Origin of the sequence: Paenibacillus campi (assembly GCF_034659835.1) — a bacterium.
GTDB classification, from domain to species: Bacteria; Bacillota; Bacilli; order Paenibacillales; family Paenibacillaceae; genus Saccharibacillus; species Saccharibacillus campi.
The window spans coordinates 696911-714894 of the sequence record NZ_JAXSQZ010000001.1 but is presented as its reverse complement, the minus strand read 5'-3'; the positions used below and the strand labels follow the sequence as shown (position 1 = coordinate 714894).

Annotated in this window: 14 protein-coding genes and 1 other RNA gene; 7 read left to right on the top strand and 8 right to left on the bottom strand. The window is 45.6% G+C overall.

What is annotated here, in order from left to right; translation table 11 throughout:
* Nucleotides 1-42: 42 nt before the first annotated feature.
* The gene (locus tag U1I11_RS02780; protein ID WP_322903609.1) at nucleotides 43-1434 is read right to left on the bottom strand and encodes an ammonium transporter; all 1392 of its coding nucleotides are present in this window, start codon (nucleotides 1432-1434) and stop codon (nucleotides 43-45) included.
* Nucleotides 1435-1848: 414 nt separating this feature from the next.
* Here U1I11_RS02780 and U1I11_RS02775 point away from each other — a divergent pair, with 414 nt between their 5' ends.
* Both U1I11_RS02775 and U1I11_RS02770 read left to right on the top strand, forming a co-directional pair.
* Nucleotides 1849-2283 carry a MerR family transcriptional regulator gene (locus tag U1I11_RS02775; protein ID WP_322903608.1) on the top strand — a complete coding sequence of 145 codons (435 nt, stop codon included), beginning with the start codon at nucleotides 1849-1851 and terminating at the stop codon, nucleotides 2281-2283.
* A 31-nt stretch (nucleotides 2284-2314) separates the two neighbouring features.
* Nucleotides 2315-2992 (top strand): zinc metallopeptidase, encoded by a 678-nt coding sequence (locus tag U1I11_RS02770; RefSeq protein ID WP_322903606.1) that lies wholly within the window; start codon nucleotides 2315-2317, stop codon nucleotides 2990-2992.
* Between the two features lie 300 nt (nucleotides 2993-3292).
* Here U1I11_RS02770 and U1I11_RS02765 read toward each other — a convergent pair whose 3' ends face one another.
* Nucleotides 3293-3997: a rhomboid family intramembrane serine protease gene (locus tag U1I11_RS02765; protein ID WP_322903605.1), complete on the bottom strand. Its 705-nt coding sequence runs from the start codon at nucleotides 3995-3997 to the stop codon at nucleotides 3293-3295.
* Between the two features lie 705 nt (nucleotides 3998-4702).
* Between U1I11_RS02765 and tpx the strand changes: the two genes are divergently transcribed.
* The gene (tpx, locus tag U1I11_RS02760; RefSeq protein WP_322903603.1) at nucleotides 4703-5224 is read left to right on the top strand and encodes a thiol peroxidase; all 522 of its coding nucleotides are present in this window, start codon (nucleotides 4703-4705) and stop codon (nucleotides 5222-5224) included.
* 474 nt (nucleotides 5225-5698) lie between these two features.
* Here the strand turns inward: tpx and U1I11_RS02755 are convergent, their stop codons facing one another.
* The 5 genes from U1I11_RS02755 to U1I11_RS02735 form a co-directional block, all read right to left on the bottom strand.
* Nucleotides 5699-6094, bottom strand: coding sequence for a DUF1499 domain-containing protein (locus tag U1I11_RS02755; RefSeq protein ID WP_322903601.1), 396 nt, complete (start codon nucleotides 6092-6094; stop codon nucleotides 5699-5701).
* A gap of 407 nt (nucleotides 6095-6501) precedes the next feature.
* Nucleotides 6502-6691, bottom strand: a non-coding RNA gene (ssrS, locus tag U1I11_RS02750) — 6S RNA.
* A 461-nt stretch (nucleotides 6692-7152) separates the two neighbouring features.
* Nucleotides 7153-8028 carry a YesL family protein gene (locus tag U1I11_RS02745; RefSeq protein WP_322903599.1) on the bottom strand — a complete coding sequence of 292 codons (876 nt, stop codon included), beginning with the start codon at nucleotides 8026-8028 and terminating at the stop codon, nucleotides 7153-7155.
* Between the two features lie 467 nt (nucleotides 8029-8495).
* Nucleotides 8496-9707: an ABC transporter permease gene (locus U1I11_RS02740; RefSeq protein ID WP_322903597.1), complete on the bottom strand. Its 1212-nt coding sequence runs from the start codon at nucleotides 9705-9707 to the stop codon at nucleotides 8496-8498.
* Between the two features lies 1 nt (nucleotide 9708).
* Nucleotides 9709-11118, bottom strand: a complete 1410-nt coding sequence (locus U1I11_RS02735) for an HlyD family secretion protein (RefSeq protein ID WP_322903596.1) — start codon at nucleotides 11116-11118, stop codon at nucleotides 9709-9711.
* Nucleotides 11119-11560: 442 nt separating this feature from the next.
* On the opposite strand from U1I11_RS02735, the gene U1I11_RS02730 reads away from it, so the two are divergent.
* Nucleotides 11561-12463, top strand: a complete 903-nt coding sequence (locus U1I11_RS02730; protein ID WP_322903595.1) for a LysR family transcriptional regulator — start codon at nucleotides 11561-11563, stop codon at nucleotides 12461-12463.
* A gap of 243 nt (nucleotides 12464-12706) precedes the next feature.
* Here the strand turns inward: U1I11_RS02730 and cshA are convergent, their stop codons facing one another.
* Nucleotides 12707-14299 (bottom strand): degradosome RNA helicase CshA, encoded by a 1593-nt coding sequence (cshA, locus tag U1I11_RS02725; protein WP_322903593.1) that lies wholly within the window; start codon nucleotides 14297-14299, stop codon nucleotides 12707-12709.
* A gap of 426 nt (nucleotides 14300-14725) precedes the next feature.
* Between cshA and U1I11_RS02720 the strand changes: the two genes are divergently transcribed.
* The 3 genes from U1I11_RS02720 (at nucleotide 14726) to U1I11_RS02710 (ending at nucleotide 17628) form a co-directional block, all read left to right on the top strand.
* Complete coding sequence (locus U1I11_RS02720) at nucleotides 14726-15547, top strand: YitT family protein (protein WP_322903591.1); 822 nt, start codon at nucleotides 14726-14728, stop codon at nucleotides 15545-15547.
* Nucleotides 15548-15847: 300 nt separating this feature from the next.
* Nucleotides 15848-16051 carry a hypothetical protein gene (locus U1I11_RS02715; RefSeq protein WP_322903589.1) on the top strand — a complete coding sequence of 68 codons (204 nt, stop codon included), beginning with the start codon at nucleotides 15848-15850 and terminating at the stop codon, nucleotides 16049-16051.
* A gap of 401 nt (nucleotides 16052-16452) precedes the next feature.
* Entirely contained in the window at nucleotides 16453-17628 is a 1176-nt protein-coding gene (locus tag U1I11_RS02710) for a putative glycoside hydrolase (RefSeq protein ID WP_322903587.1), read from the top strand.
* Nucleotides 17629-17984: the final 356 nt, after the last annotated feature.

Sequence of the window (17984 nt, the reverse complement as noted above, 5' to 3'; positions counted from 1 at the left end):
TCTCCCAGCACTTATAATGTTAATTGGTGCGTTGGATACGGATTAGCTGTTTGGCTTGCTACGATCCACTTCACCCAATGCTCTCATTTGCTCAGGATAACCGTAAGAACCGTGCTCACTAATATCCAGACCCATCATTTCTTCTTCTTCGGTTACACGAATGCCACCCAGTGCTTTCATAATACCGAGAATAATAAATGACAGCACGAGTACGAAAATGAATGTACCAAGCATACCGAGCAACTGTACGCCGAGCTGATGGAAACCGCCGCCGTATAACAGACCTGCTTGACCTACATTAACTTGTTTTGCCAGCTCTGGTGTAGCAAACAAACCAGTGGAGATCGCGCCCCACATACCGGCAATACCGTGTACGGAAAATGCATAGATCGGATCATCCACGCCCGCTTTTTCAAACCATTGTGCAGTGAAAAATGTAACGATACCCGCGACAAGACCGATTACAACCGCTGCCCATACATCAACAAACGCACAGGAACCGGTAATCGCTACGAGCGCAGCCAGTACGCCGTTCAGCATGCTTGGAATATCGCCTTTGCCAAGTACAACCCATGAGATCAACAGTGCAGCGATACCGCCTGCAGCTGCCGCCAAGTTCGTCGTGAGCGCAACATAAGTGAAGAATCCGCCGCTTGGCGTCAATGCGCTACCTGGGTTAAAGCCCATCCAGCCGAACCAGAGAATGAACACACCGATAACGGAGAACACTTGGTTATGACCCGGAATAATGTTAGGCTTGCCATCTTTATTGTATTTACCAAGACGCGGTTTGAGCATGATCGTTGCTGCCAGACCCGCTGTCGCACCGGTCAAATGGACAACGGTGGAACCCGCATAATCCTGCATACCGATCGCTGCGAGCCAGCCGCCACCCCAAACCCAGTGAGCGATGATCGGATAAATGATAATCATAAACAATACGCCGAAAATAATGTATACGCTCAGCTTTGCACGCTCAGCGAATCCGCCAAAAGCGATCGACAGCGATACCGCTGCAAACGCCAGATGGAACAAGAACATGACCGAGATCGGAACATCCAGACCGGAAAGCGCGCCATATAGCGGCTTCATTTCTTCGCCGCTCAGGAAAAAGCCCTGATAGCCAAAAAATCCGTTCCCGTCTCCAAAACCGAAGCCAAAACCGAAAGCCCAGAAGGCTACCAGTGCGATACCAAGAGTCAAAATTGTTTTACCGGCAACGTGCCCGGCATTTTTCATCCGCACAGACCCTGCTTCCAAAAAGGCAAAGCCTGCTTGCATAAACAGTACGAGTGCGAACGCAAGAAATACGAAAAACGTATCCAGATTCGTTTGCACCGTTGTCGCAGTAACTTCATCCGCTGCAAAAGCGCTGAACGGAAAAGCTAGAAGTGCGGATGCCGCTAACCCCATAACGGCCCATTTTTTTCTCATTTGACCCACTCCCCATGTAATATTACTTCACATATCGTGAAATCCTTAATGTCATTATAATCAGATTAAAACACCGCTGACAAGCATTTATTTTCAAAAACGTGAAAATAGTTTCGTAGCGCTTTTAAAAGCTTAATTTTTCGCACGTTTCAGCACACTTTCATGAGAATTTCAGCTATCTTTAAGCCTGATTATGTATGCTATATATAATTTATTCAATATAATGTTATATCAATAATTTTATAAATGGTTTAGAGAGAAACGATTAGCGTTTATGCCTTGCTATTATAGGGTATATTCGCTTAAGTATTACGTTTGACTGTATGGTTTAAGTTACTGTAATATAGGCGGTAGGATTCAGCAGTGTTGAATCCTCGTTTACATGAACAAAACGGGGGTGAATACGTTGGGGATATGAAATTATACCGAATCGGAGAGCTGTCCAGAATCGCTGGCATCAGCGAACGCACGGTCGATTATTACACTAAGCTTGGTCTGATCGAGCCTGAAAGTCGCTCTCTTAAAAACTATCGTCTATATAGTTTTGAAACTTTAGCTCGTCTGGAACGTATTACAAAGTTAAAGCAGGACAAGTACACACTGGAGGAAATCAAAGATAAGCTAAGTGCATGGGATCGGGTTACCGATGAAGAACAGGTTACCCAGCGCTTGACGGAAATTGAGCTGCATATGGAACAATTGCAGCGCGAAGTGCGCGAATTGGAACCACTGCTGCTGCAGATGAAGCCGAACCAGGCAAAACGTGCATTTATGAATCTGGTTCCTCAGAGTGCCGCTTGCATTGAAGCGCTGAAACTACTACTCGGTCAAGGTTCAGGCTTGATGTGATCCGCTTTACATCTATATGGAGGAATGAACAATGAACGCTATTTTTCTCGTTTTAATTATAGCTGCATTTGCATTGACAATTTGGGCGCAGTTCCGGGTCAAAGGAACGTTTAACAAATTTTCTGAAGTGCCGAATATGCGCGGTTTGAGCGGATATGATGCCGCTCGCCATATGCTTGACTCTAACGGTTTGCACGATGTTCCGATCGAGCCGATCGAAGGCGCGCTTACAGACCACTATGATCCGGTTAACCGGGTCGTACGTTTATCCGAACCGGTCTATTATGGAACGAGCATTTCCGCCGTTTCGGTCGCGTGTCACGAGATCGGTCACGCGATTCAGCATAAAGTGCATTATCCGATGTTGGCGATTCGCCACCGCATTTTCCCGGTCGTTAACTTTGCTTCCGGGATCGCACCGCTGTTGTTGCTAGCAGGCTTTCTGTTCCAATCGTTTAACTTGATCGGGATCGGCGTCTTGTTTTTCTCAGTTGCGGTAGCGTTCCAATTGATTACATTGCCGGTCGAATTTAACGCAAGTAACCGTGCCCGTGACGTGATGGTCGCTGAAGGCTATGTCACCCATGAGGAAGAACGTAGCGTGGGCAAAGTACTGAACGCGGCTGCACTAACTTATGTGGCAGCTGCACTGTTATCTGTATTGGAACTGGCGCGTTATCTGTTCTTGCTGTTCGGTAACCGCGACTAATTGTTTCTCAATCTATCAAATGCATTGCAATAACGTATGCAAAAAAGCTGCTGTCCCTTTTCCACACAGGAATCGGGACAGCAGCTTTTTTGCTCGGTCATTTTGTTGTACTAAATCGGTTTATCAACTGGATGCTGGAACGAGATCGAAGGATGAATGGTGTAATTTAGCTTACTATCGCTTCGTATAAGCGCAATGAAGGCGAGTATCGCTTCTTATTGCCCTGTCTCCATTCCATTCATGATCTGTCTATCTTATGATCGCTTCATCACAAAATTCCAAACTCAGAGGGTGCCTCATTTACAATGGCGGATCGTTCTGACTCTTTTCTGCTTGTCTCTGCTGCTCACGCAACACTTCTTCTTCATAGCGCTTATATATACGCTGCCAGCGGCGTTTTAAGCCAGTTAGACGCAGCAGCAAGCCGTAGATGAAGAAACCGGAAATAAGACCGCCCAGATGCGCCCAGATGCCGATTCCGGGAATAATAAACGTATACACCAACCCGAGTCCTAAAATCGTATAAATCGTCTGCCGGGATACACGGTCAAGCATCCCTCGTTGAAATAGGGCGATATACAGAAATGCTCCATAGATGCCATAAATCGCTCCGGAAGCTCCTGCTGCCAAATGACCTTCACTTGATTGCCGATACAGCTCTAAACTGATCACATTACCGATCAGCCCGCTCGCCAAGTACAATACGCCATAACGCAGCGTGCCGAGCAGCCGTTCCAATGGCGGTGCAAACACAATTAACGCAAATGTATTAAACAGCAGATGATCGAAGCCGATATGAACAAACATCGCTGTAAACGTTCTCCACCACTGATCATAACCGAGCAGATTGGTGAGCGCTCCATATTCAATCAATGTAGCTGTGTTTTGTGAACCGCCATTAAACGTCATCAGTACAAAGACGATCACATTAGCGAGTACAATGAATGAGGTGAGCGGATAAAACCGCAAAAAACTTTTCCAATTTTCGTAACGGACAAATAGCATAAGCGCTCCTTTAGTTTTGACATCGTACATCATGTTCATTATGTTCGTTATGCAGACACAGATGATAGCGCCGGCTGCTTAATGTAACGCTGTACATGCGCTCTATTGCAACGGCAACATAACTATGTTGACCGACAACATAGGAACAGAGCGGTTTACAGATATTGCTTTGTACATGGATCAGGATGGATTTGAGATTACATCGAATTCAAGTTCTAAACCGTAACTAGCCATGCCAACACCATACTGACGATCATAATTAACATGGGCAAAATCGCCTAACTTTTTAATACCGGAAATCCCCCTAATCCATCCAATTACGGTCTAGCCCATTGCTGTCTATGCGCAACTATGCCCTCAATCGTCAGATGAATCAGCAAATGTGATCTTTGCCTATTTGCATACATACGATATGCTAACGAACATCAATTTTGCTTTATTGCTGCTTCTTTATTATAATAAATTCCGACTGAATATGCGAAATAGGCAGCAGCAAGGACAACGGGATCGTGGATTGTTTTGCATTCATAGGTAGCTTGTATGCTGGATTCGCGTTTAATCCACATGCAAATGATCCGAATGCGAACTTCATTTAACTTAAGACAATGTAGTAGTGAATTGCGCTCCCTACATATTATGTACCCTGTTGCTTGCCTTCTTAATAGCTATTCATTTGATGCGCATATATTGAAGGAGGAACTAATAATGACGCAAGAACGTACTGGTGTAGCTACTTTTAAAGGAAGCCCGATTACTTTGCTCGGTCCCGAACTGAAAGTCGGTGATCCGGCACCTGCTTTTACACTGAGCAAAAACTTACTCGAGCAATCCACACTGGCGGATTATGCTGGCAAAATTAAATTAATCAGTGTTGTGCCATCGCTTGATACCGGTGTTTGTGATGCACAGACACGCCGTTTTAATGAAGTTGCTTCTGAACTGGGCGAAGATGTAGTCGTATTGACGATCAGCGCCGACCTTCCATTTGCCCAGGCACGCTGGTGCGGCGCAGCAGGCGTAGACCGCGTAGTCACACTGTCCGACTATCGCGATCATTCGTTTGGCGAAGCGTATGGCGTGTTGATCAAAGAATTTGTAATCGATATGCGGGCGATTTTTGTCATTGATCGTGATGATGTTGTGCGTTATGTTGAGTATTTGTCCGAAATGGCAGAACATCCGAATTATGATGAAGCGATTGCAGCGGTAAAAGGGTTGCTCGGTTAAGCTAGGATTAGCGTTGTAATTATAGACAAAATGCACTTTGAATGGTTGGCAGGCGGCTGTATTGCTTTGCAATCCATAAAAGTGCATTTTTGTATGCCTATAATGGTAGAGACAACATGATTGTTAAGCTTACATAAGACTATATTTCATATAAACAAACGAGCTCGGCTTCATAGTAAAGTAGGCTGCAAAATAGGTTCTCATAAAATTAATTCGTTTTATGTAAGACACAAAATTTTAAATCTTCCTAATTTTTTCAACAAAATCATACTATTTCCTGGACTATCAAAAGTTTCTCCTCTATAATATCCTTTATTTCGAAGTCAATGAATACAAACCACAAACGTAACAAGTAATGCAAAAAATAAAGCCTTGAAGCATTCAAGGCTTTATTTTTACGTTTTATGATCATTGATTTGAATTTGCACATCCTATGTGTATACGATTAAGTACAATTTTAAATACGACGAGCTTTTACGGGTGATCGATCTTGTACTGAGACAGCTTTTTGTCCAGTGCACTGAATAGCGTCAAAATATTACGGTAGTTGGCACCGAGATCACCAAGCGATCCGCGCGAAGCGGAGTGAATATCGATCGCGCTACGCACAGGGCTTACCGATACGATCGAAACGGTAATATCCATAATCCGCCCAAAGCCTGTTTTGCGCTCCAGCGTAATCTCGCCTACACTATGTACCTCATGCAGAACTTTATAGCCGGGGATTTTTTTTAATGTGGATGAAACTTCTTCCCAGGCTCGCTCACGGGAAAGATTATAATATCTTGTTTTCATTTGTGGGTCTTTGGCGCGATCTCCCGTGCCTTCCTGGCTGCGGATAATTCCAATTAACGTTCTTTTAAGCGACAAGACGTTTCCTCCTTTGCATGTACAGACCTCTCATTACTATCAGTGTATCATTACTACGTAAATAAGAAAACTAATATTCTCATAATAACGACCTGCCTGCCAATGCTTAGATCGCTGTATAACTGGAACATAATTTCCAACCAATAATGTACCGACATGCGTATTGGAATCGCTATGATGATCATCGATCCGCTAGAACCGTTTATTTTCAGCTATGTATTCCGGGCTTATATGAACTAATAGACGATGAAATGCCTGCTTTGTCTGTCTGTATCTGTTGCGTTATTCACATACTGTAAGCGCACGCAAAAAACGTTCTGAACAATGGATCACTACAATCCAAATCAGAACGTTTTTTGGTTGGAGCATGTCGACATCAAGTCGGCACCTGCCTTTAAAAAATATGATACAGTCCCGCAAATGCCGTCCGATAACATTGTCTTCGAACCTGCTTAGCAGGTGGGTGATCTCACAACTATATTTGAAGTCCCCACATCCAATGGATAGGGCCGGTCAGCCATAATTGAATTTTAATCTCCCGAGACATTATCATTGGTTCAAAACAACGAGAAATCGAGGCGTACATTGCAGGATGTAAATTTATTATAAACTTCATGCTAGCATTTGTAAAGTCGATTTCGCTTTTGTAATTCACTATTTTGTAATCGCTTACAGTAATATGTATACTGCTTATTTAGCCGCTTCCGTATTGTCATATCGGCTTCATTTATAGTAGAAAAAGCAGCGTTTGTTTATAGTTGACCCCGACATAAGAGCAAAAGTAGACATCTGTTCACAAGCTCATCCCTCATCCCTCATCCCTCATCCCTCATCCCTCATCCCTCATCCCTCATCCCTCATCCCTCATCCCTCATCCCTCATCCCTCATCCCTCATCCCTCATCCCTCATCCCAACTATTATGGCTTCCGAATATAAGTTTTTCAACAAGCAAGTTGCCTATCATACAAACCGCTATCCTTCCTACAACAAATCCCCTGCCTGTTCGTTCATCCCAGGCAGGGGATTTTAAAACGTACACTCATTGGTACACTAAAACTTAACGTTCACGCTCTTTGTCTTTAGTCAGACTATTTTTCACATCTTGATCCATCGATAGTTGTTGGGCGGGAACGTCTTCTAGACGTTTTGCTTGTTCATTGGGCGACTGTTCACCAGCGGCAAGTTGCTCGTCTGCTTGCAGTTCTTTCTCTTTTGCAGCGGCAGCTTGCTTTTCGGACTGCTCCTGCATTTTCAGGAACATGCCATAGAAGTTAAAAAAGGCAAACCATGCGATCGCCGACGACAGACAGAGCACGAACAGTACCGGGTATTTGGTGCCGATAAATAGCAGCGCCACCGTACCGAGCAAAGTCGAGAACAGACGGAACGGACGGACGATCGACAGTAAAACCGCATTTTTAATAATATCTTTCAGCTTCATATGATAATGGGCAATCATCGAAAAGAAGTTGAATAACGATACAAACAGGACGAGCAGGAAGATCAGCATTACGATACCGAGCAGCTGCAAATGCGGAAACTGATTCATATATACGGTATAATCCACATACATAATGACGAACAGCAGCGTATAAAAAATGCCGCCGATCATACTTTGACGATAGTTTTCTTTATAACCGCGGAAAAAGATTTTGAAAACGGATACATCACCTTCACCCATGACCCATTTACGCACAACAGTGAATAGTGCTGCTGTTGCCGGGAACAGTGTGAACGGTGCCAAAATTCCCAATGCCCAATTCGTCTGCAAAATATCATTTTGCGTAAATTGCGGCTGGCTGAAAATAAAACGCATCACCAAAAAAAACAAAAATGGTGACGAACAAATTACCCATAACAGGTTGCTGCCGGCGATCCGCATAATCCACTCGGATATACGATACAACCCGCCCATTACCCCTCTAAACTCCAAAGCATTTCCCCCTTGTCTACACGGGCATCACGATGCCACAACGCTAATGATATCTATTCTAACTATAACTCAAGTTGACAGGACAATACCAGCCCTATTGCAAGCGTTACTTCGGCAGCCGTCACAAAACAACCGCCGCTTGCCAGTACAAGGCAAACGGCGGTTGCAAATACTAGGGCGTATCTTCAAACTGCTTTACAGATCGTTCGATACGGGTAATTTGCGTCAGAGTAAGCTGTACACGGTCTTATTTTTGACCTTTGTGAACAATAAAATGAGACGTAGCATCGTTTGAAGACACTGCCTAGTAGGTTGTCTCAAGTGAAGATCGTATTTGAACGTACTTTAACTTATTCATCAGCAAATGATGGTTAGACCGACTGTAACTATACTTAAGCCAAACTACGAAGTTTATGTTTGATCGTATTCCTATATTCAGCAGCTCTGCTATCATCCGGTTTAGACATTCATTTGCCGAGCGATTCCGCTGTTGTCATCGCTGTTTTGCCATCACCTTGTATGCTCCCCCTATCGGCATAACGACGCATCGTTAGCGGGAACAGAAGGAATGACAGCAATAGCGTGACCAGCCCGATCATGCCAAGGGCGATTACATTGTGCCAAATTTGCTCCAGTGGCAATCCTTTCACGACAATGCTGCGTACGCCTTGTAAAAATTGAGTCAGCGGTAGACATTCTCCGATCACACGTAACGCTTTGGGCATCGCTTCCAGTGGCCATGTATAACCAGACAGCATAAACGATGGCATCGCGATCAGCATCAACGCCTGAATCGCATCAACCTGGCGCTTGGATACGATGCTAAACAAAAAGCCAAGCCCACATAACGCAAAATTAAAACCGAGCGACAGGATTAGCATCGGCAACAATTGTCCGACAAACGGAATGCCAAACCCAAAATGAGCAATCGAAAACGACACCACTACATTAAACAAGCCGACGAGAAAATACGGCGTTAATTTGGCAATTGCCAGCTTCCACGGAGCAAAACGCCAATCGTAGAAACGATGCCACAGACCGGCTTCTTTTTGCCATGTGCAAGATAAGGCAATGCCCAGCAGCAAACATTGCTGCAAAGCGGCTGAGATGACGCCGACCGGCATATAATATTCATAGTTAAATACCGGATTGTACAGCACTCTGGAACGATACGGAATCGCGTTCAGCAATGCGCCTGCCTGCTGACTGCTCATGCCCTTTTTGTCCAGTGTTTGTAATGTTGCGCCGCTGCTTACACTCATAATGACTTGATTGGCGATACGGGAGGCACTGTTGGAATAGATCATATTACTGCCATCGATAAACGTCATAATCGGGATATTGTCGCCATGCTGCAATCCGCTCGCAAAATGAGGAGGGATAATCAAACCGACACGTGCCACCCCATTTTGTACCGCTTGCACGACATCCTCCTCATTCCAGCGCTGTCCGATCACCTTAAACGTATCGGTCGCAGCAAATGCCTGTATAACTTGTCGACTGAGCGCCGAATTGTCGCCATCATACACAACGACAGGCATATCGGTAATCCGTTCATGCGAATACAGAAATCCGAACAGCACCGCATACAAAATTGGCATTAACAGCAAAATGGCTGCCAGCTTGGGGATGCTAAACATATGCTTGCATTCTTCGGCAATCGCCCGCCATATGCTCATATTACTGCGCTCCTTTGCCGGTGTACAGCACCGTGCTGCCAGTCGGTACGGCAGACGGCAAGCCGGTTAACAGCACTTTAACACCGAATGAACGGATATCGGTATCGCCAGAGCTTTGACTTGGCTTTTGGATCGCAAAATCGGCGGCAGCATCGATCACTTTTACTTTACCTTTATATGTCCGATCATCGCTTAGCAATTTGACCGTGACCCTATCGCCCACACGCAAACCGTCCAGCGCCGTCTCGGTCATATAAAATTTCGCCCATCGTTGTGAAGTCGTTTCCAGCGTGTAAATGGTCGACCCGGCACTGACCAACTCACCCGCACGAATCGCTCGCGTTTTGATCACACCGTCTGTCGGTGCATACAACTTCGTATAACCTGCATACGTCTGCGCTTCCTGCAAAGCTGCTTGCGCTTGTTGTACTTGTGCTTGGGCAGCTTGTACTTTGGCTTGCGCCAGCGTACGATTCGCCTCTGCTTGTGCGACCGTTCCGTGCGCCTGCTCTGCCGCGCCTTGTGCCTGATTCACTGCCGCCTGTGCAGCTTTGACATCTTCCTGGCGCAAGCTGACTTGTCCTTGACCTGCTTGAGCTTCTTTTAATGCGGCTTGGGCTTGTTCATACTGAGCATAGGCGGCATCAATTTCCTCCTGACGGCTGCCTTTTTCCACTAGCTTTTGCTTTTCGGTTGCCGCATCAACTTGTGCTTGCGCTTGTTGCTGTTGCAGTTTGGCTTGATCCAATGCAGCGTCAGTTGCCAGTCCTGCCGTATACAATTGCTCGGTACGGTTTAAGTTTTTGGTCGCCGTTGTCAGCGCATCGCGTGCCGAAGCGGTCGCTGTTTTCGCCTGAGCGATCTCCTCTGGGCGCGCACCGCTTTTCACTGCTTGCCATTTCGCTTTGGCGGCAGCGACGGCGGCTTCAGCTTGCTCGACTTGACTTGCCGACGATTCCGTTGTTACTTGCACAGCGGTCGTGCCCTGCGACACTTTCACCTGTGCGGCTTGCTCGGCTGCTTGCGCCTGTGTTACACCGGCTTGCGCTTGCGCGATGCCTGCCTGCGCTTGTACGACGCCCGCCTGTGCTTGGGAGACGTTCGCTTGGGCTGTTTTGAGCGCTGCTTGTGCCTGGGCAACTTTGTCCTGTAGCTCGGCACTATCCAGCACAGCTAACAATTGTCCTTTTTTCACCGCATCTCCTTCATCTACTAGCAGCTCTTTTACCCGTCCAGCCAGTTTAAAACTCGTGCTGACTGTATCGGATTCCACATAAGCTGTCGGTACAGAAGCAGGATTGCTTTCTGTTAGCGCATTGCTCTGACGACCGATTAATAAACTTAGCGCATAGATCGCAATTACAATAACGATCAACATCACGCCATATACTACGTATTTTCGTTTGGTCATATTCATTCACTCCACTTTCTCTCCAGGTCGTGCAAGCAAACGGATTTCCCGCTTCGGTATAAAAGCTCAGCAATCGGTCAGAAAATGGTTTGCGCGAAAATTAGCCGGATTTTATAGTATGTAGCGGCTCTATCACCGTTTGCATGCACGCCGTAGTTTGCTTATTTGGTTGCTGTACAATTGCTGTTTGCCCATATGTTGGCACACACCGTTGCCGTTTGCTGTATCTATGAGCTTGCCCTGCTGCACAAGCCGATTCGTTTCTGTCTGCTGTGCTATGTCAGTCCGCTCAATCGATGGATAGCAAATGAAACTCTTATTTGAATATATCATATACTTTAAGTACAATAAATTTATTATAAATAGAGTAAAGTGAACTTTTAATCAACTTAAAATGAAATGGATATTATTTCAATAGAGCAAACGAAAGGAAGCATACGAGATGAATATTGAACAGCTTCATTATATTGCGGAAGTCGCCAAAACAGGCTCGTTAACGAAAGCTGCCGAGCACTGCCATCTGACCGTCACCGGCGTCAGCCGTGCGATCACGATGTTCGAGCAAGAATTAGGGACACGCATTTTTGTCCGTTCACGAGCGGGAGCGACGGTTACAGCCGCTGGGGAAAAAATCATCGCCAAAATCGTCACCATCCTCGGACAAATCGATGAGCTAAAACGCGAAGCAAGCAGCTATCATGAGCTAAACAATTCAAGGCTGCGCATCGCCTCCATTCCGGGACCGATCTCACTACTGATTGAAACGCTATCCGACATAAAGCGCGAATTTCCGGGTAGCCGCTTTGAACTGATCGAGGATCATACTGCAGCTGTGCTGGACAGTGTCATGAACGGTAATAGTGATATTGGTTTTGTGTTGCTGCCCAAACAACGTGTATTACAGCCTGAATTGCATTTTGAACGTATTGTGGAAGATCAGCTTATTTTGCTCTGCCATACCGAATCCCCACTGGCTGAACGCAAAACGGTTCAACTTCAGGAACTGACCGGTACACCGCTTGTGCTGTACAATGATCCGAACATTTTAACGCTCGTGCAGCGGCTTGTGCCAAACAGCGATATTTTGTTTAAAAGCAACAATGTCGATGCGCTGCTGCGCGCGGTACGTGCGAATCTGGCAGCAACAATCGGCACGACGTATTCACTGCAAACGTATGGCAAAGCTTTTAATAAGGAAATGATGAGCATTCCGCTTCAGCTACCCGATCAGGGCGAAACATTTCTGTGGCTTGTGACCGCTGCGGGTGTGTCCGCTTCCCGCGCGACCGAGTTGTTTATCCGTCGTTTCCGCCATGCGCTGCAAGTGCAGCAGCAACCGCTGTAAGCGAAGCTTGCGGTGGAGCTTGCGGTGGAGCTTGCGGTGGAGCTTGCGGTGGAGCTTGCGGTGGAGCTTGCGGTGGAGCTTGCGGTGGAGCTTGCGGTGGAGCTTGCGGTGGAGCTTGCGGTGGAGCTTGCGGTGTAACAAAAAGAGGCTACCGGAAAAACCGGTAGCCTCTTTTATGTTGCCCAGCCATCATCATATTGGATTGTTATACCATGATATAGCCTTCTGTCTCGTTATGCGTTCTTATTCGAACGAATCGCTACGGTTGCTGCTTGATGGACGACGGTTTTCGCCGCCACCATTGCTGCTGCGTGGTTTGCGGTCACGGGAATAGTCGCTGCGTCCGCCTTCACTTTTACCGCCTTTATAGCCGCCACCGCTGCTGTATCCACCACGGTTACCACTGCCGCCGCCTTCACGGTTGCCACCTTTGTAACCACCGCCGCTGCGGTTATAACCACCGGATGGTTTGCGTCCGCCAGAGCGAACATCCGGTTTACGGCGTTTTGCACGGATTGGGTCTTCTGGAGTCAGATCAACTTGCGCATCCTTTTTGTCGCCTGTGAGCAATTTCATCGCTGCAGCAAGCAGGTTCACAGAATCATAGCTTTCCAGCAACTGGATCGCGATCCCTTTGTACTCGTTCAGTGGAGCAGTATCGTCCTGTACAAGTTCCAGCAGACGTTCCGCTGTAATACGTTGTTTACCTTCGATCGCTTCAGCCAAGGATGGCAGAGGCTTACGAGTGATCTTGTGACGAGTTACACGCTCGATAAAGTGCAGATGATCGATCTCACGCGGCGTAACGAACGAATAAGCTGCGCCTTCTTTACCAGCACGACCTGTACGACCGATACGGTGAACATAGCTTTCAGGGTCTTGCGGCAGGTCAAAGTTTACAACATGCGTTACGCCGGATACGTCCAGACCGCGTGCTGCAACGTCAGTTGCTACGAGCACGTCAATGCTGCCATCGCGGAATTTACGCATAACATTGTCACGTTGGTTTTGAGACAAGTCACCATGCAGACCGTCTGCGGAATAACCACGTTTTTGCAATGCTTCAGCCAGTTCGTCTACACGACGTTTCGTACGACCGAATACGATAGCAAGCTCAGGAGATTCCATATCAAGCAAACGGGACAATGCATCAAATTTTTGACGCTCATTCACTTCGATATACGATTGATCGATCAGCGGTGCGCTAACTTGTTTTGGAATAACGGATACATGTTGTGGCTCTTTCAGGAACTGATTCGCCAGACGTTGAATGTTTGGCGGCATCGTTGCAGAAAACAACATCGTTTGACGCTCATCCGGTACTTGCTTCAGGATCGACTGAATGTCTTCCATAAAGCCCATATCCAGCATTTCATCCGCTTCATCCAAAATAACGTATTGTACATCTTCCAGTTTGATCGTTTTGCGGTTGATATGATCAAGCAAACGTCCTGGTGTACCGATAATGATTTGTGGTTTCTTTTTCAGAGCGCGAATCTGACGGCCGATTTCTTGACCACCGTAGATTGGCAACGAACGGATGCCTTTGAAACGAGCAAGTTTCTCGATTTCTTCCGCAACCTGGATCGCCAGCTCACGTGTTGGCGCCATTACAAGCGCTCTGATTTTTTCGTCCGAACGATCGATCTTGTTAATAACAGGGATGCTGAATGCCGCTGTTTTACCCGTACCTGTTTGTGCCTGACCGATCAGGTCACTGCCGTCCATCGCAATTGGAATAGCTTTGGATTGAATCGGTGTTGCTTCCTCAAAACCCAGCTCCATAATTGCTTTTAATACTTTTTCATCTAAACCAAAGTCTACAAATTTTGTCAAAATATTCAAACTCCTTCTATGATGGTGGACAATCCACTAACTTGTTTGTATTCTTAAGTAGCAATTGAGTAGCATATCGCTGCATATCAGGAGGTCTCACAGACCACCATGTCCGTTAGCTGGTGTAGATTATTGAATAAGTCCGGTCACTTTTAGAGCATCTGATGCAATGCCTAGTATGTCAAAGTTGGATGAAATGGGTTATTCAATACTCTCTATGATGAAATAAACCCGTCTTGCATTTATTAAAATTCTGAATTTCATTCAGCAAAACATCCCTACTCAAGAATATCTAAATCATTATACCATAAAATACAGATGTATGACTAGCCGATTCATAATATAATTACGAAGCGGAAAGAAACTTCCTATTTTAGGCTCTACTCACTTTCCATAACTTACTAACTAACACTAGAGGTGACCTGCATGTTAAAAAAATCAATGCCATTACTTGGCGTATTGATCGGCTCCATCTTTACATCCGTAGCGTTCAATATGTTCCTGATTCCTCACCAACTGCTTAGCGGAGGGGTATCAGGACTTGCTATGTTAACGGGTTATTTTACACCGCTTAACATTAGTATGCTGTACTTTGTCTACAATATCCCGCTGCTGATTGCCGGCTGGTTTTTGCTTGGCAAACGATATATTTTTCTCAGTATTGTGTCGGTTGTGGCGACAACCTGGTTAATGACTATTGTACCTACCCAAGCCGCAGCAACAGATTTGCTAATCTCTGCCGTATTTGGCGGCGTATTGATCGGCATTGGGGTCGGCATTTCCTTTCGTGCGGGTGGCTCTACCGGCGGCTTCGATATACTGGGCTCGATCATTACACGCTATCGTGATTTTCCGGTCGGCAATGTGATCGTCGGTTTGAACGGGCTTGTCATTTTGGCGATGGGCTATCTGTCCAACAACTGGAATATCGCGCTCGCTTCAATGGTCTGTATTTACATCGGCGGCAAAGTGGTCGATTTGATCCATGTCAATCATATTAAGGTGACGCTGTTTATCGTATCCAATCATACGGACTTGTTAGTCGAAAAGCTGATGCCACTACAACGCGGTGTGACGATGATCAAGTCCGCAGGTGCATTTTCCAATACGCCAAAAGATATGCTGATGACGGTGACGACGCGCTACGAGCTGACCGAGCTGCGGCGAATTATTAAAGAAACCGATCCACATGCTTTTGTAAATATGGTGGAAACGATCGGCATTATGGGTTCTTTCCGTAAAAGCTAATTGGATACGTATTTCCCGTATGTACGTTGTAACGCGTGCAAGTCTATTATCGTGCTCAACCTGATGTGATGAAGGTATCGTTAGCTCTATTCGGTAAACTTTTTGATGAAATCGGCGTTAGCTATTCACTGAAAGTCGCTTTTTGTCGTTATATATAGTAGAATAATTTACACGCCGCACAGACAACGTAACGATTAAATTTTGTGCACGGTATTTGTTCCTTTATGCACACATGCTTTTCCTAAGTTCCCGTAAGAATGATTTCTCCTCTTAAGCGAAATGATTCCAGGATAGGAAAGGATGATTATTGTGGAAATGGAAACCGTCAAGTTGTCACAAATTGTGTTAAAATGTTTCCCGGATATGATGCCTTCCCTAAAACAGCAGGAACTCAATGCGCTGATCGTATTGCGCGATGGGTTACGCATTTTGGAACCAAACGATGCACTGGAGATTATTCAGTACAGCATTTGTGAAAATCAGGATGAGCAGTTATTGCAATAATGGCTGATTGTAAGCAGATCAGCTCTCGGTAATGAATGAGTATGTTGATGAACAATTAAGATATGATAAAAGAAAGTACCGCTTCGGTCGCTGTTATATGGGCAGCCAGGCGGTACTTTTTTGTTTGCGTTTATGTAAAAGCGTGCTTTACTATCATCGTATCGCCCCCTATAGACTGCTGATCGGTTTGTGATTATATTTCCATTATTTCTTTTATTTGCTATGTTTAGTTGTTTGTGAGACAGTTTAAGTAAATAAATGTTTGCCTAATGATCTCATTAGGCGCAACTAATTTCGAAAATGGAGGTATGATAAGTAGACGCAATGACGGACAGACGATGCAATGCTCGGCTTTCACTATGCCGAAGACTACACTACATAAGAGATGAGGGTACTATCATATGGATATTTTGTGGGCGCTTATGCTGCTGGCATCTACCACATTCGGTGGCGATCAGCAGGCTCAAACACAAACAACACAGACGGCATCTCTGCAATCCATGCTGAATCGGGTCGCGATTCAAAACCAAATGGAACAGACGGAAGTCAATGCGGATCAAGTACCTGCCAAAATCGATCCACAGCCAACCGCTCCGGTTATTAAAGGCATCTATGTAACCGCGTATAGCGCTGGTGGTGCACGTATGGAAAAGCTGCTTAAGCTGCTCGATACGACCGAATTGAATGCGATGGTAATCGATCTCAAAGACGATGCCGGATACATAACGTATAAAACCGCAAATCCGGACTTGCAAAAATTAGGCAGTCCGCAAAAATTTATCGGTGATATCGATCAGCTAATGGCACGCTTGAAAAAGCATAATGTATATCCGATTGCGCGTATCGTTGTGTTTAAAGATTCCGTGCTGGCGAAAAAGCACCCGGAGCTGTCCTTTGTGAAAAAAAATGGACAGGTGTGGAGTAACGGCAAAGGCGATAATTTTGTCAATCCGTACAAAAAAGCTGTCTGGGATTACAATATCGAACTTGCCAAAGAAGCTGCCGCCAAAGGCTTCAAAGAAATTCAGTTCGACTATGTTCGTTTCCCAGAAGGATTTGAAAATCATGAAAATGAACTAAAATTCGAGAAAAACGATAAATCCCGTGTCGACGTTGTTGCCGAATTTGTACAGTATGCACGCAAGCAGTTAGCACCGCTCGGTGTACGTGTATCGGTTGATATTTTTGGTTATGCTGCCTCCGTTCCGGCTGCGGAAGGAATCGGACAAGATTTTGCCAAAATTTCCGAAAATGTCGATGTGATCAGCCCGATGGTGTATCCGAGTCATTACACGACCGGCTGGTTTGGCGTCAAAAACCCGGACACTAATCCGTATGCCACGATTAAAGGCTCAATGGTCGATACGCTCAAAAAGCTTGATCCACTTGCCGAGCAAAAGCCGATTATCCGCCCGTGGATTCAAGATTTCACGGCAAGTTGGCTTGGTAGTGGACATTATATTAAATACGGCAAACAGCAGGTCGATGATCAAATTCGCGCTATGAAAGATATGGGCGTGGATGAGTACCTGCTTTGGAATGCATCGAATCGGTATACGGAAGGTGCGAACTTCTAATCTAAGTTATCGATTCGTATGAAATGAAGGCAGCGCTCAGACTTGGATGTCTGGGTGGCTGCCTTTTTGGTATAGCTAAACTGCCTAGGCTTAAGGTATGTACACCAACTCGTATGCTTGCTTGAAAATAGAAAATATGATCGATTCGCTGTCCTTGATTTTTCCTATACAGATGGGATAGTCGCATCAGCTACACTAAATATCCATTTGTGTATACATCGCCAATACATAGATGCCCTAATCCGTCTTGTTCAAAATCGCTGCTTCCACTCTCTCCCCTGTCCCTCTATTCAACCCGCTTTCCCTCCTGTACAATAAAGGACTGATGCAGCACCTGATGATCGGTACGCACAACA